Raw genomic sequence first — 22,443 nt, forward strand, 5'->3', positions numbered from 1 at the left:
GAGCTCGGTGCGACGCGCCGCGCAAAATCCCGGCGCGGCCCGGCAGACCGCCGTAGCGTCCGTGGTGACGCGAGGCACCGGTCCCGCGTCTCGGGAGGCCCGCCGTATGGAGCGATTCAGCTCCGGACGAAGGGCCGGTACCGGCCCGACGAGAACCTTGCGGCCGCGTCCCGGCACCCCGTCCGAGAGTCGGCGTCACGCGAGACCGTGACGCCAGAGGGAGTCGGTATGGCCACGCACAGCTCACCCCAGCGCCGGACCTTCGTCCTGGACACCTCCGTGTTGTTGTCCGACCCCCGCGCGATGACCCGCTTCTCCGAACATGAGGTCGTGCTCCCCGTCGTGGTGGTGACCGAGCTCGAGGCCAAGCGACACCACCCCGAGCTGGGCTACTTCGCCCGTCAAGCGCTCCGCCGGCTCGACGACCTGCGCATCAAGGCCGGCCGCCTCGACGCGCCGGTGCCGATCGGCGACGACGGCGGCACCCTGCGGGTGGAGCTCAACCACACCGACCCGGGCTCGCTGCCGTCGGGGTTCCGGCTCGGCGACAACGACAGCCGCATCCTGGCCGTGGCCCGCAACCTCGCCGACGAGGGGCGCCGGGTGACCGTGGTCAGCAAGGACCTGCCGATGCGGATCAAGGCCTCGGCGGTCGGGCTGGGCGCCGAGGAGTACCGCGCCGAGCTGGCCGTCGACAGCGGCTGGACCGGCATGAGCGAGCTGGCCGTCAGCGACGAGCAGCTGGACCGGCTCTATGCCGAAGGCCGGCTCGAGCACCCCGACGCCGCCGAGCTGCCGGTGCACACCGGGATCGTGCTGCTCGCCGGCAACGCCAGCGGGCTCGGCCGGGTCGCCCCCGACAAGTCCGTGCGGCTGGTGCGCGGCGACCGGGACGCCTTCGGACTGCACGGACGCAGCGCCGAGCAGCGCATCGCCCTCGACCTGCTGCTCGACCCCGACGTCGGCATCGTCAGCCTCGGCGGGCGGGCCGGCACCGGCAAGAGCGCCCTCGCCCTGTGCGCCGGGCTGGAGGCGGTGATGGAGCGACGACAGCACCGCCGCGTGATCGTCTTCCGGCCGCTCTACCCGGTCGGCGGGCAGGAGCTCGGCTACCTGCCCGGGTCGGAGAACGACAAGATGGGCCCCTGGGCGCAGGCCGTCTTCGACACCCTCGGGGCCCTCGTCTCCCGCGAGGTCGTCGAGGAGGTCCTCGACCGCGAGCTGCTCGAGGTCCTCCCGCTCACCCACATCCGGGGACGCTCGCTGCACGACGCCTTCGTCGTCGTCGACGAGGCGCAGTCGCTCGAACGTGGCGTCCTGCTCACGGTGCTGTCCCGGATCGGACAGAACTCCCGGGTCGTGCTGACCCACGACGTCGCCCAGCGGGACAACCTGCGGGTGGGGCGGCACGACGGGGTCAACGCGGTCATCGAGAAGCTCAAGGGTCACCCGCTGTTCGCCCACGTCACGCTGCACCGCAGTGAGCGCAGCCCGGTGGCGGCGCTCGTCACCGACCTGCTCGAGGGCATCGGCGGGTAGGAGGACACCAAGAGGCTGACGTCACGGCCCGGCGCGGACACTCCCGTGCCGGGCCGATCCATGTCCGGGACCGCTGTGGCGCGTGTGACAGAGGTTGCGATCAATCCGTGACCTTTCCCACAAGCACCCGGAAATTGTGGACAGCGATTTGGCTTCCGCTTGCATCTCAGGCACGGTGGGCGACGCATTTGTCTCGAAACGATAACGCAGCACCCCCTGAGGCCGCCGGTTGGCGGCCTGCTGCTTGAAGGAGCCCCCTGCCCATGCCCCAGCCCCACGACGGCCGTCACCGCAACGGCCTCCTCCGCCGCAGCCTCGGCGCCATCCGCAGGCCCGCCGTTGCGGCCACACTCGTCGCCACCGCCCTCGCCGCCTCCGCCGCCGGCTGGTCGACCGCGAGCGGCAGCTTCGACTCCGGCGTGGTCAACGCCAGCGACACCACGAACGCCCACTCCGCCTCGGCCGGCCAGACCCTGGACAGCTTTGCCGGCACCCCGCTCGACATCGAGCAGCAGCGCTCGGCGCAGCGCGCGGCCCACCAGAAGTCCGTCGCCGCCCACGCCGCCCAGGTGCGCAAGGCGCAGGCCCGCAAGGCCGCCCAGGAACGCGCTCGTCAGGAAGCCGCCCGCAAGAAGGCCGCGGCGGAGGCCGCCGCCCGCCGCGCTGCCCAGGCCCGTCAGGCCGCGGAGGCCCGCAAGGCCGCCGCCGCACGCAAGGCGGCCGCCGCCCGGCGCGCCCAGCAGCAGGAGGCCTCACGCAGCGCCCAGCGCACGGCTCCGGTGACCAGCGGGGACCCGCGCGCGATCGCGCAGGGGATGCTCCCCTCCTTCGGCTGGGACGGGAGCCAGTTCGGCTGCCTCAACGCTCTGTGGAACAAGGAGAGCGGCTGGAACGTCGGCGCGACGAACGCCTCCTCCGGGGCCTACGGGATCCCGCAGGCGCTGCCCGGGGCCAAGATGGCCTCCGCCGGCGCCGACTGGCAGTCCAACCCCGTCACCCAGATCCGCTGGGGTCTGGGCTACATCCGGGCGTCCTACGGAAGCCCCTGCAGCGCCTGGGCGCACTCCCAGGCCACCGGCTGGTACTGATCCGCCGGTCCCCAGTCCACCGCCCGGGCTGAGCCGGTCTTTCCTTCCCCGGTTCACCCCGGGCGGTGCTGTGCCTGCACGCCGACGAGGGCGGCCGCGCGCGGCGCGGGGCGGGAGCGTCCTCAGTCGCGCTGCGGCTTGGCCATCTTGAGCACGTCGAGGGCCTCGTCGAGCTGCTCCTCGGTGAGCTGTCCGGAGGCCACGTGGCCACGGTCGAGGACGACCTCGCGGATGGTGCGCCGCTCGGCGAGGGACTGCTTGGCCACCTTCGCCGCCGCCTCGTAGCCGATGTAGCGGTTGAGCGGCGTGACGATCGCGGTCGAGGCCTCCGCGTAGCCGCGGCAGCGCTCGACGTCCGCCGTCAGGCCGTCGACGCACCGGTCGGCGAGCACCCGGGTCGCGCCGGCGAGGTGGGTGATCGACTCGAGCAGGTCCCGGCCGATGAGCGGCAGCATGACGTTGAGCTCGAAGTTGCCGGCCGCCCCGGCGGCGGTGATGGCCGCGTCGTGGCCGATCACCTGGGCGCACACCATGAGCGTCGCCTCGGCCAGGACCGGGTTCACCTTGCCCGGCATGATGCTCGAGCCCGGCTGCAGGTCGGGCAGGTGGATCTCGGCGAGGCCGGCCCGCGGCCCGGACCCCATCCAGCGCAGGTCGTTGCAGATCTTGGTGAGGCCCACGGCCACCGTCTTCAGGGCGCCGCTCAGCGCGACCAGCGCATCCTGGGTGGACTGGGCCTCGAAGTGGTTCTCCGCCTCGCGGAAGGGCACCCCGGTGCGCCGGGACAGCTCGGCGATCACCATGCGGGCGAAGCCGGGGGCGGCGTTGAGGCCGGTGCCGGCGGCGGTCCCGCCCAGCGGCAGCTCCGCCGCACCCTCGGCGGCCGCGGCGATGCGCGCGCGGCCGAGCTCCAGCTGCCGGGCGTAGCCGCCCATCTCCTGGCCCAGCGTCACCGGCACGGCGTCCATCAGGTGGGTCCGGCCCGACTTCACGACGTCGGTGAACTCCTCGGCCTTGCGCGCGAACGCCTGCTGCAGGCGCTCGAGCGCCGGGTCGAGCTCCTGGTGGGCGGCGAGCACCGCGGCGACGCGGATCGAGGTCGGGAAGGTGTCGTTGCTCGACTGGCCGGCGTTGACGTGGTCGTTGGGGTGCACCTGGACGTTCGAGGCCAGCGTGGCGAGGCGCGCCACCACCTCGTTGACGTTCATGTTCGTCGAGGTGCCCGAGCCGGTCTGGTAGACGTCGATCGGGAAGTGGTCGTCGTGCTGGCCGGCGGCGACCTCCTCGGCGGCGGCGGCGATCGCCTTGGCCCGGTCCGCGTCGAGGGCCCCCAGCTCGGCGTTCACGCCGGCGGCGCACGCCTTGAGCAGGGCCAGCGCGTGGATGATCGGCCGCGGGACGGTCTGCCCGGAGATCGGGAAGTTCTCCACGGCCCGCGCCGTCTGCGCCCCCCACAGCGCATCGGCCGGCACCTGCACCTCGCCCATCGAGTCGTGTTCGGTCCGCATCTCAGTCATGGGCCCATTGTCGACCCGGCTCGCCGTACGCGTCAGTCGCGCGGACCAGCGCCCGCCCGTCGCACGCGTCCGTCGCGCGGATCCGGACCCTACAGCTTGCGCAGCCGCACGCGCCGGACCGAGTGGTCCGGTCCCTTGGACAGCACCAGCGTCGCGCGACCGCGCGTGGGCAGGATGTTCTGGCGCAGGTTGGGGGCGTTGATTCCCTCCCAGATGCCCTCGGACGTCTTGCGCGCCTCCGCATCGGACAGCACGGCATACCGGTGGAAGTAGGAGTCCGGGTCGGCGAAGGCGGTCTCCCGCAGGCGCAGGAACCGCTCGACATACCACCGCTTGATGTCCTCCACCCGCGCGTCGACGTAGACGGAGAAGTCGAAGAAGTCGCTCACCGCCAGGCCACGCACGCCGTCACCGCGCACCGGGGGCGGCTGCAGCACGTTGAGCCCCTCCACGATGAGCACGTCCGGGTGGCGCACGACCGCCCGCTCCTCGGGCAGGATGTCGTAGGTCAGGTGGGAGTAGACCGGGGCGCTCACCTCGGCCTTGCCCGCCTTGACCTCGGCGACGAAGCGCAGCAGCGCGCGCCGGTCGTAGGACTCGGGGAAGCCCTTGCGGTCCATGATCCCGCGCCGCTCGAGCTCGGCGTTGGGGTAGAGGAACCCGTCGGTGGTGAGCAGCTCCACGCGCGGGGTGTCCGGCCACCGGGAGAGCAGCTCGCGCAGGATGCGGGCCGTCGTCGACTTGCCCACGGCCACCGACCCCGCGACCCCGATGACGAAGGGCGTGCGCTCGGGGCGCTCTCCGAGGAAGTCGGTGGTGATCCGGTGCAGCCCGCCGGTGGCGCCCACGTAGAAGTTCAGCAGGCGGGACAGCGGCAGGTAGACCGCCTCCACCTCCGCGAGGTCCAGCGGCTCGCCGAGGCCGCGCAACCGCGTGACGTCGCCGTCGTCGAGGCTCAGCGGCTGCTGCTTGCGCAGCCGTGCCCACGCCGCCCGGTCCAGCTCGACGTAGGGCGACGGGATGCTCCCGTTCCCGGTCGAGCCGTGGGGCTGCGGAGTCGACGACACGCGCGCCATTCTGGCCCACCCCCGCCGCACGGCGCGCCCGCCGTCCGGCTCGTGTCCGTCGCGGGAGGCCCGCACGGCGCCGGTTAGGCTGCGCCCCATGTGCGGAATCGTGGGGTATGCCGGCCCGAAGGTCGACGGACGAGCCCAGGACGTGGTGCTCGCAGGGCTCAAGCGGCTGGAGTACCGCGGCTACGACTCGGCCGGTGTCGCCCTGGTCACCGGCGCGGAGGTGCAGACCCGCAAGCGCGCCGGCAAGCTGGCCAACCTCGCCGCCGCCCTGGAGGAGTCCCCGTTGCCGCCGTCGGCGACCGGCATCGGCCACACCCGCTGGGCCACGCACGGCGGCCCCACCGACACCAACGCCCACCCGCACCGGGGCGGCACCGACGGCAAGCTGGCCCTGATCCACAACGGGATCATCGAGAACTTCCACGCCCTGCGCTCCGAGCTCACCGACCGCGGGGTCACCTTCGCCAGCGAGACCGACACCGAGGCGGTCGCGCACCTGCTCGCCGAGCGGTATGCCGACACCAAGGACCTCACCCAGGCCATGCAGGACGTCGTGGCTCGCCTGGAGGGCGCGTTCACCCTGCTGGCCGTGCACGCCGACCAGCCGCACACCGTGGTCGGCGCCCGCCGCAACAGCCCCCTGGTCGTGGGCCTGGGCGAGGGGGAGAACTTCCTCGGTTCGGACGTCGCGGCCTTCATCGGCAGCACGCGGGAGGCGCTCGAGCTGGCGCAGGACCAGATCGTGACGATCACCCCCGACTCGGTGGAGGTCATCGGCTTCGACGGCCGCCCGGCGCAGGGCAAGGCCTTCCAGGTCGACTGGGACGCCGCGGCGGCCGAGAAGGGCGGCTACGACACCTTCATGGAGAAGGAGATCCACGAGCAGCCGCACGCCGTCGGCGACACGCTGCTCGGGCGCACCGACGAGGGGGGCCGGCTCGTCCTGGACGACCTGCGCATCCCCGAGGGGCGCCTTGCGCAGGTCGACAAGATCGTCGTGGTCGCCTGCGGCACCGCCTCCTACGCCGGGATGGTGGCCAAGTACGCGATCGAGCGCTGGACGCGGATCCCGTGCGAGATCGAGCTCGCCCACGAGTTCCGCTACCGCGACCCGGTGATCGACGGCCGCACGCTCGTGGTCTCCATCTCCCAGTCGGGGGAGACGATGGACACGCTGATGGCGGTCAAGCACGCGCGGGAGCAGGGTGCGCTGACGCTGGCGATCTGCAACACGCACGGCTCGACCATCCCCCGGGAGTCCGACGGCGTCCTCTACACGCACGCCGGCCCGGAGATCGCGGTCGCCTCCACCAAGGCCTTCCTCGCCCAGATCACCGCCTGCTACCTGCTCGGTCTCTACCTGGCCCAACTGCGCGGCGGCACGTTCGCCGACGAGGCGCAGGCGGTGATGAAGGACCTGCAGGAGATGCCGCGCCACATCCAGCAGGTGATCGACTCGATGGACCGGGTCCGTGAGATCGCCCGGTTCATGGCCGACAGCCGCGCCGTGCTGTTCCTCGGCCGGCACGTGGGCTACCCGGTGGCGCTCGAGGGGGCGTTGAAGCTCAAGGAGCTGGCCTACATCCACGCCGAGGGCTTCGCCGCCGGGGAGCTCAAGCACGGCCCGATCGCGCTGATCGAGCCGGGCCAGCCGGTCTTCGTCATCGTCCCGTCGCCGACCAGCGAGCACGGCCTGCACGGCAAGGTCGTCTCCAACATCCAGGAGATCCGCGCCCGGGGGGCCCGCACGCTCGTCATCGCCGAGGAGGGGGACGAGGACGTGGTGCCCTTCGCCGACGAGGTGATCCGGGTGCCGCGCACCCCGGTCCTGCTCGCGCCGCTGGTCACGGCCGTCCCGCTGCAGGTGTTCGCCTGCGCGCTCGCCACCGCCAAGGGCCTGGACGTGGACCAGCCGCGCAACCTGGCCAAGTCGGTGACGGTCGAGTGAGCACGGTGGGCGTGCCGTGCGCGGAGGCGACGCGGTGATCGTCGGGGTCGGCATCGACGTGGTGGACGTGGCCCGGTTCGGCGCCACCCTCGCCCGCACCCCGCGCCTGCGCGACCGGCTCTTCACCAGCGAGGAACGCCACCTCGGCCTGGCCTCCCTCGCCGCGCGCTTCGCCGCCAAGGAGGCGCTCGCCAAGTGCCTCGGTGCCCCGGCGGGGCTGCACTGGACCGACGCCACGGTGCTCAGCGACGAGAGCGGGCGCCCGCACCTGACCGTCCGCGGCACCGTCGAGCAGCGCGCCCTCGACCTGGGGGTGCAGGGCCTGCACGTGTCCCTGTCGCACGACGCCGGGATCGCCTCCGCCGTCGTCGTCGCGGAGGGCTGAACCGCCCCTTCGGAAAGGAGGCCCCTCGTGATCGAGGCGTATGCCGTCCCGGACGTCCGTGCCGCCGAGCGGCTCGCGATGGGGCGCCTGCCCGATGGTGAGCTGATGCAGCGGGCCGCCACCGGGCTCGCCGAGGTGGTGGCCGCCCGGCTCGGGGAACACCGACCCAGTGCCCAGCCGGGGACCGTCGTCGTGCTGGTCGGCCCCGGTGACAACGGCGGGGACGCGCTGTATGCCGGCGCGCGGCTGGCCGACCGCTTCCCCGTCACCGCCGTGCCGGTCACCGCCAAGACGCACGAGGCCGGCCTCGCGGCCGCCCGCGCCGCCGGTGTCACCCTCACCTCCCCGGCCGAGGGGGCGGCGGCGCTGGCGGGGGCCGACGTGGTGGTCGACGGGATGCTGGGGATCGGCGGCCGGCCCGGGCTGTCGGCGGAGCTCGAGCGGCTCATCGATGCGATCCCCGAGGACGCCTACGTCGTGGCGGTCGACCTGCCGAGCGGGGCCGACCCGGCGGGTGAGGAGCCCGCCGTCAGCAGCCTGTTCGCCGACGAGACGGTGACCTTCGGGGTGGCCAAGCCGGTGCACCTGCTCCCGGGCACCGAAGCCGCGACCGGCCGCCTCACGGTCGTGGACATCGGCCTCGACGAGGCACTGGCCGAGCTGGGGCCGACACCCGCCGTCGAACGGCTCACCCACGACGACGTCGCCCGGCTGTGGCCGCGGCCGGGCCCGACCGATGACAAGTACTCCCGCGGTGTCCTCGGGGTGGTGGCCGGGGGACAGGCCTACACCGGGGCCCCGGTCATGACGGTGACCGCGGCCGTGGAGTCCGGGGCCGGCATGGTGCGCTACGTCGGCACCGCCCGGCCCACCGACCTCGTGCGCGCGGCCGTTCCCGAGGCCGTGTTCGGCGAGGGGCGGGTGCAGGCCTGGGTCGTGGGCCCGGGCCTCGACGCCCAGGACGACTCCGGCCCCGGTCAGGAGCAGGTCGGGGCCGCCCGACGGGCGCTGGGATCGGCCCAGCCCTGCCTCGTCGACGCCGGCGGCCTGGACCTGCTCGACCGGTACACGCTGCCGCGCCGCGCCCCCACGCTGCTCACCCCGCACGCCGGTGAGCTCGCCCGCCTGCTCGGGCGGTTGGAGGGCCGGGAGATCAGCCGACAGGAGGTCAGCGACCACCCGCTGCGGCATGCCCGGGCGCTGGCCGACCGCGCCCGCGCCACCGTGCTGCTCAAGGGCTCGACCACGCTCGTGGTCGACCCGATCGAGGCCGGCACGCCCGCTCGCGCCCAGGCCGACGCACCGGCCTGGCTCGCCACCGCCGGCGCAGGGGACGTGCTCGCCGGAGTGGCGGGCACCCTGCTGGCCGCGGGCCTCGACCCTCGGGACGCCGGCAGCCTCGCCGCGCTGGTCCACGGGGTGGCCGCCCACCGGGCCAACCCGGGAGGCCCGGTGCGCGCGATGGCGGTGGCACACGGCATACCGGCGGTGGTCGCGCACCTGCTGCACCGTTCCTGACAGACTGACGACGATGACCACCGATCCGACCACCGAAACCACCCACGCGGCCCAGGAGACCGGGCGCGCCGGCACGCGGGTGGACACCGCCACGGCCCGGGTGCAGGTCGACCTCGACGCCATCCGGGCCAACGTGGCCGAGCTGGACCGGCGCGCCGGTGACGCCAACGTCCTCGCCGTGGTCAAGGCGGACGCCTACGGCCACGGGCTGGTGCCGTGTGCGCGCGCCGCGATCGCCGGGGGCGCGACCTGGCTGGGCACCGCGCAGCTGGGCGAGGCGCTCGCGCTGCGTGCCGCCGGGATCTCCGCCCCGCTGCTCACCTGGCTGACCGTGCCGGGGTCGGACTTCGCCGCGGCCGTCAACGAGGACGTCGACCTGTCCGCCTCCGCGCCGTGGGGACTCGCCGCCATCGCCGAGGGCGCGCGTCGCGTCGGCAAGCCCGCGCGCGTGCACCTGTGCGTCGACAGCGGACTCGGCCGCGAGGGCGCCTACGGGCAGGGCTGGACCGAGCTGGTCGGGGCGGCACTGCGACACCAGGCCGAGGGACACCTGCGGGTCGTGGGCATCTGGTCGCACTTCGCCTACGCCGACGCCCCGCAGCACCCGACGGTGCAGCGCCAGCAGGAGCGGTTCGAGGAGGCGGTCGCCGAGGCCGAGCGCGCCGGCATCCGTCCCGAGGTGCGCCACCTGGCTAACTCCGCTGCGGTGCTGACCAATCCGAGCGCCGCCTACGACCTGGTCCGTCCGGGTCTGGCGGTCTACGGGCTGTCCCCGGTGCCGGACGTCGGCGCCCCGGCCGCGTTCGGGCTGACCCCGGCGATGACGCTCGAGGCCGACGTCGCCCTCGTCAAGCGGGTGCCGGCCGGTCAGGGCGTCAGCTACGGGCACACCTACGTCACCTCCGAACCGACCACCCTCGCGCTGGTGCCGATGGGCTACGGCGACGGGATCCCCCGCGCCGCGGGCAATGCCGGGCCGGTCCTGATCGGCGGCCAGCGCCGGACCGTCTCCGGGCGGGTCTGCATGGACCAGTTCACCGTCGACGTGGGCGCCGAGGTCCGGGTGTCGGCCGGTGACCGGGTCGTCCTGTTCGGTCCCGGCACCAGCGGCGAGCCGACCGCGCAGGACTGGGCGGCGGCGGTCGACACCATCTCCTACGAGATCGTCACGCGGGTCGGTGCCCGGGTGCCGCGGGTGTATGCCGGGAGCGTGGCCCCGTGAATCCGGTTGTTGACCGGAAGTCGATGCTGGGGCTGGGTCTGGGCTTGGCGGGCGCGGGGGTGGCGACCGTCCTGGGCATGACCACGGACCGGCTGCTGCGCGACCGGCGCACTGCGATCGCCCTGGACCGCGACGGGGACCCGGGGCAGTACGACGTCGAGCCGGCGGAGACCCACCTCGTCCTCGCCGACGACGGGGTGCCGTTGCACGTCGAGGTCGACCTGCCGTCCGGTCGCCCCGCCGCGGCGCCGTCCGGATCGGCTGTCCCCACAGTGGTGCTCAGCCACGGCTACACGCTGAGCCTGCGCTCCTGGGTCTTCCAGCGCCGGGCGCTCACGGCGGCCGGCTACCGGGTGGTGCTGTGGGACCAGCGGGGCCACGGCCGGTCCGGCACGGGACCCAAGGCGCACTACGACGTCGACCAGCTCGGCCGGGACCTCGGGAAGGTCATCGACGAGGTCGTCCCTGACGGGCCGATCGTGCTCGTCGGCCACTCGATGGGCGGCATGACGATGATGGCGCTCGCCGTGGAGCGTCCCGACATCGTCCGCGACCGCACCGTCGGCGCCGCGTTCGTCTCCACCAGTGCGGGGAGCCTGGAGACGGTCTCGTGGGGGCTGGGATCCCTGCTCGGGCGGATGGTGCACCGGTTGGGGCCGCCGATGGTGTCCCGGCTGGCCGGCCGCCAGACCTTCGTCGACGAGGTGCGTGACCGTGGACGCGAGGTGGAGTCGTTCCTCGTCGACCGCTACTCGTTCGGCTCGCCGGTGCCGTTGTCGGTGGTGCGGTTGACGGCCGACATGATCTTCGGCACCTCGATGGAGGTGATCTCGGCCTTCCTGCCCACCTTCGACCGACACGACAAGGCGGATGCCCTCAAGGAGTTCACCGGCATGGAGACCCTGGTGCTCGTCGGCGACCAGGACCTGCTGACGCCGGCCTCGCACAGCGAGGAGATCATCCGGAACCTGCCCGGTGCGGAGTTCGTCCTCGTCGCCGACGCCGGGCACATCATCATGCTCGAGCACCCCGAGCTGGTGAGCAGCCAGCTGGAGGAGTTCCTCACCCGGGTGCTGCGCTCGGCCGAGCCGCCGGTGTCCGAGGGGGAGGGGCTGCACGGCGCCGGTGTGCGCCGGGAGGTGACCGACCTGGCGAAGAAGCGCCGTGACCGCTCTGCGCGTTCGCGGGGTCGCAGTGCCTCCTGAGCAGCAGCCCCCGGCCGTCGCCACGGGTGAGCTGACCCTCGAGACCGCCGAGCAGACCCGCGAGCTGGGCGTCCGGCTCGGCCGGCTGCTGCGCGCGGGCGACCTCGTCGTCCTGGCCGGCGAGCTGGGTGCGGGCAAGACCACCTTCACCCAGGGGATCGGCGAGGGCCTCGGGGTGCGCGGCCCGATCACCTCACCGACCTTCGTCATCGCCCGCGTCCATCCCTCCCTCGTGGGCGGCCCCGAGCTGGTGCACGTCGACGCCTACCGGATCGGCGGGTTCGACGAGCTCGACGACCTCGACCTCGACGCCTCCCTGGACGACGCGGTCACCGTGGTCGAGTGGGGGCACGGGCTCGCCGAGGGGCTGGCCGAGGACCGGTTGGAGCTGGTGTTCACCACGGAGGCCGAAGGTCGCGGGGACCCTGGGGATGACCCCAGCGGCGACGTCGCAGGAGCCGCGAGCGGGGGCAGCGGCGACGTGCCGCGGCACGTTGTCCTCACGGCGACCGGCGCCCGGTGGACCAACGGCGACGGCGCCCGCGAGGTCGAGGAGCTGGTGTCGTTACGCTGACCGGCGTGCTGCTGCTCGCCGTCGACACCGCCACCTCCGCCGTCACCGTCGCCCTGCACGACGGCACCAGGACACTGGCCGAGCAGACGACCCTGGACGCCCGGCGCCACGCCGAGCTGCTCGCCCCGGCGCTCGAGCGCGTCCTCGCCGAGACGGGGCACGGCGCCGACGAGGTCACAGCGGTGGTCGCCGGCACGGGACCCGGCCCGTTCACCGGCCTGCGCGTCGGGCTGGTGACGGCGCGCACCTTCGCCTTCGTGCGCGGCATACCGGTGTATGGCGTGTGCAGCCTCGACGTGCTCGCGCACCAGGCCTGGCTACAGCGGCGGGGCGTGGACGGCGTCGCCGCCGGCTCGATGCGGGCAGCCAGCGAGCCTGCCGCCGAGGCCGACCGGCTGCTCGTGGCGACCGACGCGCGGCGCAAGGAGGTCTACTGGGCGACGTACCGGCTCACCGAGCGCGGGGCCGCTCGGGAGGGGGAGCCGCAGGTCTCGCGTCCGGCCGAGCTGCCGCAGCAGGTCTGTTCACTGCCCACGGTCGGCCGTGGACCGGTGCTCTACCCCGAGCTCCTTCCGCAGGGGGGTGCGCCGCTGGACGTCAGTGCCGCGGCGCTGGCCGATCTCGCCGCGCGGGCGCTTCGCGGGGACGCTGACCGGGATTCCGTGCTCACCGATCCGGAACCGCTCTACCTGCGCCGCCCGGACGCCCAGCCGCAGGGTGCCCGCAAGCCGGTGCTGCACTAGCCCGCGGGCCGTCACCGTCCACGCAGCTCGGGGCTGCGCAGGATCCGCCACAGGGTGTCCCGCAGGCGTGCCGTGTCCGCGGTGCCGAGCACCTGCTCGAGGCGTTCTTCGATCCCTTCGATCGTTTGCTCGCCGGCGGCGAGGACCTTGCGACCCTTGGGGGTGAGGGTGATCAGCTTCGCCCGCCGGTCGCTCGGGTCGGGCCGGCGTCGTACGTAGCCGAGGCCTTCGAGCTCGTCGACGAGCTCGCCCATGGACTGTGGAGTCATGTTCGCCCCGGCAGCCAACTCGGTCAGTCGTGAGCCCGTCGGCTTCAGTTGGGCGAACACGGCCGAGTGGGAAGGCCTGATCGGGAAGCCTGCTCCCACCACGCCGTCGTGGATCTGGAATCCCAACAGGCTGTAGGCCTGCCCGAGCATCGCGACGGTGTTGGGCCGTTCGTGTGGCGCTGCTGGATCCCGCTGCTGATCTGTCCCCATACCCGCGACCTTACGGTAACCTGATCTTCAGGCTCCCCTTGGTTCTCATCCTGGACGGTGCCCGATGACCAGTAGTCAGTACCCCCATGACGTCTCGCTTCCCCGGACGTTTCCCCTCGCTCCGGCCGGGTACGCCCTCGGGGCCTCCGGCGTCCTCGGCGTCGCAGCCGGCGTCTTCACGCTGGCCTGGCCGCACGACGAGTCGGTCCCGGCCGATCAGTGGAGCTACCCGTTCTCCGTGACCCTGCAGCACTGGCTGAGTGGAGCACTCGGGGTCACGCATCTGCTCACGGTGGTTGGCGTGGTCGGCCTGCTGGCCATGAACGCCCACCACGGCAGCCGAGCAGGACGTGTCGGGTTGCTGATGGCTGCCAGCGGCCTGGCGCTCCTCGCCGGCTGCGAGTGGGTCGGCGGCTCGATCGCCGACCAGGCCATGACGTCCACGGCAGCGAACAGACTCAACGTCGCGTTCGGCCTCGCGTCGATCCTGGTCATCGCCGGCTGCCTGGTCGCCGGCAGCGTGATCCTCCGGCGAAGTCCCGGTCCGCGGTGGGCGACCTCGATGCTGCTGGCCTCAGGGCTCGTCTTCCTGCTGCTCGTCACCCCCGCGAACTTCACCAACGAGGCGGCTCTGCGAATGCCGGCACTGATGCTGTGGAGCTTGTGCTTCGTCCCGTTGGGGATCTGGATGGCCAAGGAGGGGCAGTCATGAACCTTCGCCGCAGCGCCGGGTCCGCGCTGTTCGCGGCCGCGACCCTGCTGGGCGGTGTCGCGGTCGCCGGCCCGGCCAGTGCCTCGGGGCCCGTCATCGATCACGAACAGATGCGGGAGACCTTCTTCGACGATTTCGTGTTCGAACTGTGTGGCATCGAGACGTACACGACGCTCACCCAGCGGTTCACGGTGAAGACCTTCGCCGACGGTTCCGAGCAGGTCCAGGTCGTCCGCACGTACGTACCGGACGATCCACGGATCCCCATCGAGAAGGGTGCAGGCAGCTCGTTCACCGCTCCCGACGGCACGCGCACGGTTGTCGGCAAGCCCATCCAGTTGATGGGAGCGCACGGGAAGGTGCGCCTGCTCGACGCCGGGTTGGTGAGCTTCGCTGACGAGCTCGTCGTCCGCGGACCGCATCCTTCCCTCGTCGAACCCGACCTGGCGCCGTACTACTGCCCGTCGTCCCCGACCTGAGTCCTCGCCGTTCCTCTCACCCGAGGGCCTGCCCCGCACGGGCAGGCCACGCTCGACTGGACTGCCTCGCTGGTTGTGCCACGCTGGCACCACCATGAAGACAACGACATTGGGCAGGACAGGACTCGAGGTCTCACGGATCGCGTTCGGCACGTGGCAGGTCTCCGGCGAGTGGGGGTCCTTCGACGCCGAGCAGGCGAAGCAGGCGATCCGGCACGCGCGCGAGCTGGGCGTGAACCTCTTCGATACCGCGCAGGCCTATGGATTCGGGCAGGCCGAGACGGTGCTCGGCGAGGCGCTGCGCAGCGAGCTCGACCGCGAGCGAGAGAGCATCGTGATCGCCACGAAGGGCGGGATCAATCCGGGCACCGACCGGCCGCGCGACTCCTCGCGCGAGTTCCTGCGCCAGGGCGTCGAGGAGAGCCTGCAGGCGCTGCAGGTCGACTACATCGACCTCTACCAGGTGCACTGGCCCGACGACCAGACGCCGTTCGAGGACACGGCCGGCTACCTGCAGGAACTGGTCGACGAGGGCAAGATCCGCCACGTCGGGGTGTCCAACTACGACGAACAGCAGATGGCGGCGTTCGCACAGACCCGTCCGGTGGAGACGTTGCAGCCGCCCTACCACCTCTTCCGGCGCCAGATCGAGGAGCGCATCCTGCCCTATGTGCGCCAGCACGACATCGGGACGCTGGCCTACAGCCCGCTCGGGTCCGGCCTGTTGACCGGGACCATGGACGAGCACACCACCTTCGAGAGCAGCGACTGGCGCTCCAAGGCCAGTGCCTTCCAGGGTGAGAAGTTCCGGCAGAACCTTGCCGTCGTCGAGCGGCTCAAGGCCCTCGCCGCCGACAAGGGGATCGACGTCGCCCAGCTCGCCATCGCCTGGGTGCTCGCCCAGGACGGTCTCGACTGCGCCATCGTCGGCGCCCGGTCGTCCCGCAACATCGAGCGGTCCTGTGGCGCGGCCGACGTGGAGCTGACGGCCGACGAGCTCGCCGAGATCGAGCGGATCGTCGCCGATGGCGTCCAGGTCACCGGCGCGGCCCCCGAGGGCGTGGCCTGAGGCTCCGGCCGGCCGATGCGCCTCGCGCCAGCGGTGTGTGGAACATCGGTGCTGCTATGACGACATGGATGTTCCACGCAGCGGGCCGGGGATGATCCTTCGCGAGCTGCGCTGGCCGGACATCCCCCAGCTGACCATCCTGGAGACCGAGCTGTTCGGCGCCGACGCCTGGTCGGAGCGCACCTGGTGGGCCGAGCTCGCCGAGCGGCCGCGCCGCTCCTACGTCGTCGCGGTCGAGGACGACCGGCCCGAGCAGGTGCTCGGCTACGCCGGACTCGACCACGCCGGTGAGGTCGCCGACGTGATGACCATCGCCGTCGCGCCGGACGCCCAGAGCCGCGGCGTGGGCGCCACGCTGTTGGGCTGGTTGGTGACCCGGGCACGCGCGTGCGGGGCGGCATACCTGATGCTGGAGGTGCGCGCGGACAACGAGCCCGCGCGACGACTCTACGATCGGTTCGGCTTCCGGCAGCTGCACGTGCGGCGGCGGTACTACCAGCCCGGCAACGTGGACGCGCTGATCCTGCGCGCCGACGTGCGGGATGGCCGGGCGCCGGCCGAGACGGAAGGAGAGGGCACGTGAGCGACCAGCCCCTGGTGCTGGGCATCGAGACGTCCTGCGACGAGACCGGCGTGGGGATCGTCCGCGGACGCGAGCTGCTCGTCGACGCGGTCGCGAGCAGTGTGGACGAGCACGCGCGGTTCGGCGGGGTCGTGCCCGAGGTGGCCAGCCGCGCGCACCTCGAGGCGATGGTGCCGACACTGGAGCGTGCCGCCGCCGACGCCGGCGTGCGCCTCGCCGACGTGGACGCGTTCGCGGTCACCTCCGGCCCCGGCCTGGCGGGTGCGCTGCTGGTCGGGGTGGCAGCCGCCAAGTCCCTGGCCGTCGCCCTCGGCAAACCGCTGTATGGCGTCAACCACCTGTCCGCGCACGTCGCCGTGGACCAGCTCGAGCATGGACCGCTGCCGGAGCCGGCGATGGCGCTGCTCGTCTCCGGTGGCCATTCCAGCCTGCTGCTCGTGCCGGACATCACTCACGACGTGCGCTCCCTCGGCAGCACGATCGATGACGCGGCGGGGGAGGCGTTCGACAAGGTCGCGCGCGTGCTGGGCCTGCCGTTCCCCGGCGGCCCGCACATCGACCGTGCCGCGCGGGAGGGCGACAAGGTCGCGATCGACTTCCCGCGCGGGCTCACCTCGGGACGGGACATGGAGCGGCACCGCTTCGACTTCTCCTTCTCCGGGCTGAAGACCGCGGTCGCCCGCTGGGTGGAGTCGCGCGAGCGATCCGGTGAGCCGGTCCCGGTCGCCGACGTCGCCGCCAGCTTCCAGGAGGCCGTGGTCGACGTGCTGACTCGCAAGGCCGTGCTCGCCTGCCGGGAGAACGGCGTGCACGACCTGATGATCGGCGGCGGGGTCGCCGCCAACAGCCGGTTGCGCGCGCTTGCCGAGGAGCGCTGCGAGGCGGCCGGGATCCGGGTGCGCGTGCCGCGGCCGAAGCTGTGCACCGACAACGGCGCGATGGTCGCCGCGCTCGGCTCCACCATGGTCTCGCGCGGGTTGTCCCCGTCCGCCCTCGACCTGCCGGCCGACTCCTCGATGCCGGTGACGGTGGTACAGGCATGAGCCACCCCAGCCCGGTGGTCCTCGACGTCGACACCGGTGTCGACGACGCGCTCGCGATCCTGCTGGCGGCACGGCACCCCGCGCTGGACCTGCGGGCGGTGACCTGCGTCGGCGGCAACGCCCCGGTCGACCGGGTGGTGCGCAACACGCTCGTGGTGCTCGAGGCCGCCGGCCGGCCGGACGTGCCCGTCGCCCGCGGGGCCGCCCGGCCGCTGCTCGAGCCGTCCCGAGATGCGCGGCACGTGCACGGCGAGGACGGCATGGGCGACCTCGGTTGGCCGGACGCCGCCGCCGAGCTCGACCCGCGGCACGCCGTGGAGCTGCTGCGCGACCTGCTCCTGCCGCTGGCCGGTGCGCCGGAGGAGGAGCGGATCACCCTCGTCACGCTCGCGCCCCTGACCAACATCGCGCTGCTGCTGCGCACCTGGCCCGAGGCCGCGGCTGGCCTGCGCCGGATCGTCATGATGGGCGGCACTGCCGGCACCGGTAACGCCACCGCCTCCGCCGAGTTCAACGTCTGGCACGACCCCGAGGCAGCGGCCGTCGTCCTCGACGTCGCCGATGAGCTGTCTCGCGGCTCCTGCGACGTCGCCGCTGGCCCTTCTCGCGGCTCCTGCGACGTCGCCGCTGGGCGGCCGCCCATCACCCTGTACGGCCTCGACGTGTTCTACGACGTCGTCGTCGAGCGTGGTCGTGCCGCCGAGCTCGTGGCCGAGGGGCGGCGCACCGGCAACCGGGCGGCCGAGCTGGGTGGGTTGCTCGTGGAGTTCCAGTGCGAACGCTTCGAGTCCGCGCACGCCACGATCGGTGACGCGGGCGCGGTCTGCGCCGTCGTCGACCCCGACGGCCTGCGGACGAGCCGCCTCCCGGTGCGGGTGGAGCTGGCCGGCAGCTACTCGCGCGGCCACACCATCGTCGACCGCCGCGACTGGAGCGGTGACCTCGCCCACGACCCGCACGGCATCGCCCCGACCCAGGTCGACGTCGCCCTCGCGGTCGACGCCAAGCGGTATGCCGACCTCTGGCTGGGTGCCCTCGGCACCCTGGAGGAGCCCGCGCGCCGCCCGACGCCGGAGTCCACAGCCGCACCCCGCCAGGACTGACCACCCCGCTCACCCGTGCGAAAGGAACCGATCTCATGGGACGCGTCGTCGTCGTCGGCTCGCTCAACGTCGACCACGTCACCCGGGTGGAGCGGCACCCCGAGCCGGGGGAGACCGTCCTGGGGGAGAGCGCCGGTCGGCTCGCCGGCGGCAAGGGCGCCAACCAGGCCATGGCCGCCCGGGCGGCCGGCGCCGAGGTGGGCGTCGTCGGGTGCGTCGGGCAGGACGAGGACGGCCGGGCCTACCTCGACCGTCTTGCCGCCGCCGGCGTCGACACCGCCGCCCTGCGCTCCACCACGGCCCCGACCGGCCGTGCCATCATCACGGTCGACGAGGCCGGGGAGAACACCATCATCGTCGTGCCCGGCGCCAACGCCGAGCTCACCGCCGACGACCTCGCGGTCCTGGACGAGCTCGGACCCGACGATGTGGTCCTGCTCCAGCTCGAGATCCCCCTGCCCGTGGTCGAGCGCGCCGTCCGCCGGGCCGGGGAGGCCGGCGCCCGGGTCGTGGTCAACGTCTCGCCCTACGCGCCGCTGGCCCCGGAGGTCGTGGCGCTGGTCGACTTGGCCGTCGTCAACGAGCACGAGGCACTGGCGCTGGCCGACTCCGGGCTCGTGCCGAAGTCGGTGCTGGTCACCTTCGGGGCCGCCGGGGCGGCCTGGGACGGCATACGGGCTGACGGGGTGCCGGTCCCGGACGGTGAGGTGGTCGACACCACGGGAGCGGGGGACGCCTTCTGCGGGGCACTGGCCGCGGCACTCGCGGCCGGCGCGGACCGTGCCGAGGCGCTGCAGCGGGCGTTGCAGGCGGGGGCCGACGCGGTCCGGCACGAGGGCGCCCAACCCGACGGTCGGCTCTGACCCGACTCAGGCACCGCGTCCGGGCGTTTCCACGGGGGACTGCTCGTCAGGCCGGGTGCACGATCAGGACGACCTGGCGTCCCTGGACCCGGGTCAGCACGATCGTGGCCTCCACGTCGCCGTGCAGCCGCAACTGCCGGCGCAGCTGCTCGGGCTCGACACTGACCCCGCGCTTCTTGATCGTCAGGCGCCCGACCCCCCGGTCCCGGAGCAGCGCGCGTAGCCCCTTGACGTTCAGCGGCAGCGCGTCGGAGATGCGGAACCGCTTGGCCCACGGCACCTCCACCATCCGTGCGGCCGCCACATAACCGACCCCCGAGTCGAGCTCGGCCCCACCCGTCGCCGCGGTGAGCGCGCCGGTCAACCCGGCCCGGATGACGGCACGGTCCGGTTCGTAGAGCCACTCACCGAGCCGGTCCAGCGACTCCGCCCACGGCACGTCGGGGTCGCACTGGCTCTGCCGCACGAGGTCCGCCCTCCCGTCCGGCGTGAGCACCAACGCCGACCGGCCCGGCTGGTGCACCAGCGTCCCCCACCAGACCACGCACTCCAGCACCTCCCCGTTGTATGACGTCCACTGCGCCTCGCTGCCCGCTGGCACCGAGCCGTGCGGGAAGGACGGACTGAGCTTGGCGCCGACGGCGGGCAGCCGCGTCGCCACGTCGCGCACGGTCTCCCATGAGGGGGAGAGCTGGTCGAGCCGGAAGATCCGGCGGGTGCGTCCGTGCAGGTCCGCGACCCCTGGGGTGCGACGAGCCGGGTCCAGCCAGGCGCCGGCGCGCCGTGCCGGCTCGCCGGTGGGCAAGGTGGTGTGCTCCGCCTGGCCGACCCGGGTCCGCGCCGCGGGCCAGTGGCGCAGGTTCACCCCCGCGATGGCGGCGGTCACTTCGTCGGCATCGACGGCGGTGACGGTGAGGTCCAGCCCGGCGAGGGCCATCGCGTCCGAGCCGATCCCGCACCCCAGGTCCCAGACCTGCTGCACCCCGGCGTCGCGAAACCGCTGGGCGTGCCGCGCGGCGACCTCCAGCCGGGTTGCCTGCTCCAGACCATCGGCGGTGAACATCATCCCGGCCGCGAAGGTGCCGAACTTGTCGACCGCCTTCGCGCGCAGCCGCGACTGGGTGAGGGCGGCAGCCACGAGGTCGGCGTCGAAGCCAGCCGCACGGAGACGTTCGCCGAGCACCATCGCCGAGGACTCGTCATACGGCGGGAGGGACTGGAGCAGTCCCCATCCCTCACCGGAGACGAGGCGCTCGACGGTCCGCAGGTCCATGGCGACATCCTCGCGCACCGGTGGTCGGGGCCTGGTGGTTAGGCTCGGGCACGTCCGGTCCGGTCGAGCCTTCCCGGGAGTTCCCCGCGTGCGTGACATCGTCGTCTTCTCCGGCAGTGCCCACCGTGCCTTTGCCACGCGCATCTGCGACCACCTCGGCATCGAGCTGTCGCCGGTGGACATCAAGCGGTTCAGCAACGACTGCCTGCAGGCGCAGTTGCTCGCCAACTGCCGGCAGCGCGACGTCTACCTCGTGCAGCCGTTGTGCCCGCCCACGCAGGAGCACCTGATGGAGCTGCTGCTGATGATCGACGCCGCGCGGGGCGCCTCGGCGGCGCAGATCACCGCGGTGATGCCGCACTTCGCCTACGCCCGCTCGGACAAGAAGGACGCCTCCCGTATCTCCCTCGGCGGCCGGCTGGTCGCCGACCTGCTCGACACCTCGGGCGCTGACCGCGCCCTGACGATGGCGCTGCACGCGCCGCAGGTCCACGGCTTCTTCTCCATGCCGGTGGACCACCTCACGGCGATCGGCGTCCTCGCCGACCACTTCCGCGACCACGACCTGACCGACACCGTCGTCGTGTCCCCCGACCTGGGCAACGCCAAGACGGCCACCCAGTTCGCCCGCCTGCTCGCCCTGCCGGTCGCGGCTGGGGCGAAGCAGCGGATCGCCGACGACCGGGTCGTCATCGACGCCATCGTCGGCGACGTCGACGGCAAGCGGGCGATCGTGCTCGACGACGAGATCGCCACCGGTGGCTCGATCGTCCAGCTGCTCGACAAGCTGGCCGAGCGGGGCTGCCCGTCCGCAGCGGTCGCCTGTACGCACGGGCTGTTCACCGGGCCGGCGGTCGACCGGCTGCGCGGCCACCCGCTGATCTCGGAGGTGGTCACCACCGACACCGTGCCGCCGCCGCCCGGGTGGCCGGAACTGCAGGTGCGCTCGGTTGCCGGGCTGTTCGCCGAGGCGATCGCGCGCATCCACGCGGGGGAGTCGGTGAGCAGCCTGTTCGACGGGGTCGACCCCACCCACGCCCCGCCGCAGCCCAAGCTGCCGATCGGCTGACGACGATGTGTGTGAGGAAACGAGCGTAGCGAGGCCCGGAGCACCGAGGAGTCGGCCGCGAGAACCTGGCTGACGACGATGTGTGTGAGGAGACGAGCGTAGCGAGGCCCGGAATGTTGGCACTCGAGTTGACCGAGTGCTAACGGACGACCTAGATTCGGACTTGGCACTCGCCCCCGGCAAGTGCCAGCGTGTTCCCGATCATGTCGACCCCCGCGACGGCGACAGGGCCGGAACCCGCGCGTGCAACCATCCAGCAGCAGTCATCAGCACTGTCCACTCGACATGTCCCGAAGGGAAGGTCACACCGTGTCGGTTTCCATCAAGCCGCTCGAAGACCGCATCGTCGTCAAGGCCGTCGAGGCCGAGCAGACCACGGCCTCCGGCCTCGTGATCCCGGACACCGCCAAGGAGAAGCCCCAGGAGGGCGAGGTCCTGGCGATCGGTCCGGGCCGCATCGACGACAACGGCAACCGCGTGCCGCTCGACGTCGCTGTCGGCGACAAGGTCATCTACAGCAAGTACGGCGGCACCGAGGTGAAGTACGCCGGCGAAGAGCTGCTCATCCTCTCCGCTCGCGACGTCCTCGCCGTCGTCGAGAAGTAAGTCGCCCACCAGCGACAACCAAAACCTTGGTATGACGCGCCCCGGCGACGTGCCTGCATGGCAGGTGCGTGCCGGGGCGCGGGCATACCCCAGTCGTGAGGCAATTCTTTGGGGCGTTTCTGCTGCCACGGCAGCGCCAACGTCCCAAAGATCTGAACGAGAGTGAAGGATTCCCATGGCCAAGACGCTGGAGTTCGACGACTCCGCACGCAAGGCGCTCGAGCGCGGCGTTGACGCGCTCGCCAACACCGTCAAGGTGACCCTCGGCCCGAAGGGCCGCAACGTGGTCATCGACAAGAAGTGGGGCGCCCCGACCATCACCAACGACGGCGTGACCATCGCCCGCGAG

General features: G+C 72.7%; 23 protein-coding genes. 19 read left to right on the forward strand and 4 right to left on the reverse strand.

The genetic code is table 11. The annotated features are described in order from the left end of the window. Positions 1 to 228: 228 nt before the first annotated feature. Both VFL99_RS03725 and VFL99_RS03730 read left to right on the forward strand, forming a co-directional pair. On the forward strand, positions 229 to 1,539 hold the full coding sequence (locus VFL99_RS03725) for a PhoH family protein (protein ID WP_325104984.1): 1,311 nt from the start codon (positions 229 to 231) through the stop codon (positions 1,537 to 1,539). Positions 1,540 to 1,802: 263 nt separating this feature from the next. Beyond that, the gene (locus tag VFL99_RS03730; RefSeq protein ID WP_325104985.1) at positions 1,803 to 2,627 is read left to right on the forward strand and encodes an aggregation-promoting factor C-terminal-like domain-containing protein; all 825 of its coding nucleotides are present in this window, start codon (positions 1,803 to 1,805) and stop codon (positions 2,625 to 2,627) included. 122 nt (positions 2,628 to 2,749) lie between these two features. On the opposite strand, the gene VFL99_RS03735 is transcribed toward VFL99_RS03730, so the two are convergent. Continuing rightward, a complete protein-coding gene (locus VFL99_RS03735) occupies positions 2,750 to 4,144 on the reverse strand; it encodes a class II fumarate hydratase (RefSeq protein ID WP_325104986.1) in 1,395 nt (464 codons plus the stop codon). Positions 4,145 to 4,233: 89 nt separating this feature from the next. Next, a complete protein-coding gene (coaA, locus tag VFL99_RS03740) occupies positions 4,234 to 5,220 on the reverse strand; it encodes a type I pantothenate kinase (RefSeq protein WP_414713712.1) in 987 nt (328 codons plus the stop codon). A gap of 88 nt (positions 5,221 to 5,308) precedes the next feature. On the opposite strand from coaA, the gene glmS reads away from it, so the two are divergent. From glmS to tsaB, 7 genes are read left to right on the forward strand one after another with little or no spacing between them, the layout of a single operon-like run. After that, complete coding sequence (gene glmS, locus VFL99_RS03745; RefSeq protein WP_325104988.1) at positions 5,309 to 7,168, forward strand: glutamine--fructose-6-phosphate transaminase (isomerizing); 1,860 nt, start codon at positions 5,309 to 5,311, stop codon at positions 7,166 to 7,168. Between the two features lie 34 nt (positions 7,169 to 7,202). Next, the gene (locus VFL99_RS03750) at positions 7,203 to 7,553 is read left to right on the forward strand and encodes a holo-ACP synthase (protein WP_325105006.1); all 351 of its coding nucleotides are present in this window, start codon (positions 7,203 to 7,205) and stop codon (positions 7,551 to 7,553) included. A gap of 27 nt (positions 7,554 to 7,580) precedes the next feature. Then, positions 7,581 to 9,071 carry a bifunctional ADP-dependent NAD(P)H-hydrate dehydratase/NAD(P)H-hydrate epimerase gene (locus VFL99_RS03755; protein ID WP_325104989.1) on the forward strand — a complete coding sequence of 497 codons (1,491 nt, stop codon included), beginning with the start codon at positions 7,581 to 7,583 and terminating at the stop codon, positions 9,069 to 9,071. Between the two features lie 13 nt (positions 9,072 to 9,084). Beyond that, positions 9,085 to 10,293, forward strand: a complete 1,209-nt coding sequence (alr, locus tag VFL99_RS03760; RefSeq protein ID WP_325104990.1) for an alanine racemase — start codon at positions 9,085 to 9,087, stop codon at positions 10,291 to 10,293. After that, the gene (locus tag VFL99_RS03765; protein WP_325104991.1) at positions 10,290 to 11,498 is read left to right on the forward strand and encodes an alpha/beta fold hydrolase; all 1,209 of its coding nucleotides are present in this window, start codon (positions 10,290 to 10,292) and stop codon (positions 11,496 to 11,498) included. Before alr ends, VFL99_RS03765 begins: the two co-directional genes overlap by 4 nt. A 31-nt stretch (positions 11,499 to 11,529) precedes the next feature. Continuing rightward, positions 11,530 to 12,072: a tRNA (adenosine(37)-N6)-threonylcarbamoyltransferase complex ATPase subunit type 1 TsaE gene (gene tsaE, locus VFL99_RS03770; protein WP_325105007.1), complete on the forward strand. Its 543-nt coding sequence runs from the start codon at positions 11,530 to 11,532 to the stop codon at positions 12,070 to 12,072. A gap of 5 nt (positions 12,073 to 12,077) precedes the next feature. Then, positions 12,078 to 12,815: a tRNA (adenosine(37)-N6)-threonylcarbamoyltransferase complex dimerization subunit type 1 TsaB gene (gene tsaB, locus VFL99_RS03775; protein WP_325104992.1), complete on the forward strand. Its 738-nt coding sequence runs from the start codon at positions 12,078 to 12,080 to the stop codon at positions 12,813 to 12,815. Positions 12,816 to 12,826: 11 nt separating this feature from the next. On the opposite strand, the gene VFL99_RS03780 is transcribed toward tsaB, so the two are convergent. Beyond that, positions 12,827 to 13,294 carry a MarR family winged helix-turn-helix transcriptional regulator gene (locus VFL99_RS03780; RefSeq protein ID WP_325104993.1) on the reverse strand — a complete coding sequence of 156 codons (468 nt, stop codon included), beginning with the start codon at positions 13,292 to 13,294 and terminating at the stop codon, positions 12,827 to 12,829. Positions 13,295 to 13,358: 64 nt separating this feature from the next. Here VFL99_RS03780 and VFL99_RS03785 point away from each other — a divergent pair, with 64 nt between their 5' ends. The 7 genes from VFL99_RS03785 (at position 13,359) to VFL99_RS03815 (ending at position 19,146) form a co-directional block, all read left to right on the forward strand. After that, on the forward strand, positions 13,359 to 14,006 hold the full coding sequence (locus VFL99_RS03785) for a hypothetical protein (protein WP_325104994.1): 648 nt from the start codon (positions 13,359 to 13,361) through the stop codon (positions 14,004 to 14,006). Then, entirely contained in the window at positions 14,003 to 14,485 is a 483-nt protein-coding gene (locus tag VFL99_RS03790) for a hypothetical protein (RefSeq protein ID WP_325104995.1), read from the forward strand. The genes VFL99_RS03785 and VFL99_RS03790 overlap by 4 nt, the downstream gene beginning before the upstream one ends. Before the next feature lie 94 nt (positions 14,486 to 14,579). Then, on the forward strand, positions 14,580 to 15,554 hold the full coding sequence (locus VFL99_RS03795) for an aldo/keto reductase (RefSeq protein ID WP_325104996.1): 975 nt from the start codon (positions 14,580 to 14,582) through the stop codon (positions 15,552 to 15,554). Between the two features lie 64 nt (positions 15,555 to 15,618). Next, a complete protein-coding gene (rimI, locus tag VFL99_RS03800; RefSeq protein ID WP_325104997.1) occupies positions 15,619 to 16,137 on the forward strand; it encodes a ribosomal protein S18-alanine N-acetyltransferase in 519 nt (172 codons plus the stop codon). Beyond that, positions 16,134 to 17,180, forward strand: coding sequence for a tRNA (adenosine(37)-N6)-threonylcarbamoyltransferase complex transferase subunit TsaD (gene tsaD / locus VFL99_RS03805; RefSeq protein ID WP_325104998.1), 1,047 nt, complete (start codon positions 16,134 to 16,136; stop codon positions 17,178 to 17,180). The genes rimI and tsaD overlap by 4 nt, the downstream gene beginning before the upstream one ends. Beyond that, the gene (locus VFL99_RS03810) at positions 17,177 to 18,283 is read left to right on the forward strand and encodes a nucleoside hydrolase (RefSeq protein WP_325104999.1); all 1,107 of its coding nucleotides are present in this window, start codon (positions 17,177 to 17,179) and stop codon (positions 18,281 to 18,283) included. The genes tsaD and VFL99_RS03810 overlap by 4 nt, the downstream gene beginning before the upstream one ends. A 35-nt stretch (positions 18,284 to 18,318) precedes the next feature. Further along, positions 18,319 to 19,146 carry a ribokinase gene (locus tag VFL99_RS03815; protein ID WP_325105000.1) on the forward strand — a complete coding sequence of 276 codons (828 nt, stop codon included), beginning with the start codon at positions 18,319 to 18,321 and terminating at the stop codon, positions 19,144 to 19,146. A 46-nt stretch (positions 19,147 to 19,192) separates the two neighbouring features. Here the strand turns inward: VFL99_RS03815 and VFL99_RS03820 are convergent, their stop codons facing one another. After that, positions 19,193 to 20,419: a class I SAM-dependent methyltransferase gene (locus VFL99_RS03820; protein WP_325105001.1), complete on the reverse strand. Its 1,227-nt coding sequence runs from the start codon at positions 20,417 to 20,419 to the stop codon at positions 19,193 to 19,195. 88 nt (positions 20,420 to 20,507) lie between these two features. On the opposite strand from VFL99_RS03820, the gene VFL99_RS03825 reads away from it, so the two are divergent. From VFL99_RS03825 to VFL99_RS03835, 3 genes are all read left to right on the forward strand, one after another. Then, positions 20,508 to 21,488 (forward strand): ribose-phosphate diphosphokinase, encoded by a 981-nt coding sequence (locus VFL99_RS03825; protein WP_325105002.1) that lies wholly within the window; start codon positions 20,508 to 20,510, stop codon positions 21,486 to 21,488. Positions 21,489 to 21,797: 309 nt separating this feature from the next. Then, on the forward strand, positions 21,798 to 22,094 hold the full coding sequence (groES, locus tag VFL99_RS03830; RefSeq protein ID WP_325105003.1) for a co-chaperone GroES: 297 nt from the start codon (positions 21,798 to 21,800) through the stop codon (positions 22,092 to 22,094). A 175-nt stretch (positions 22,095 to 22,269) separates the two neighbouring features. Then, positions 22,270 to 22,443: TCP-1/cpn60 chaperonin family protein (locus tag VFL99_RS03835; RefSeq protein WP_325105008.1), on the forward strand; the 174-nt coding region annotated here is incomplete at its 3' end.

It is taken from the genome of Segeticoccus sp. (assembly GCF_035708005.1).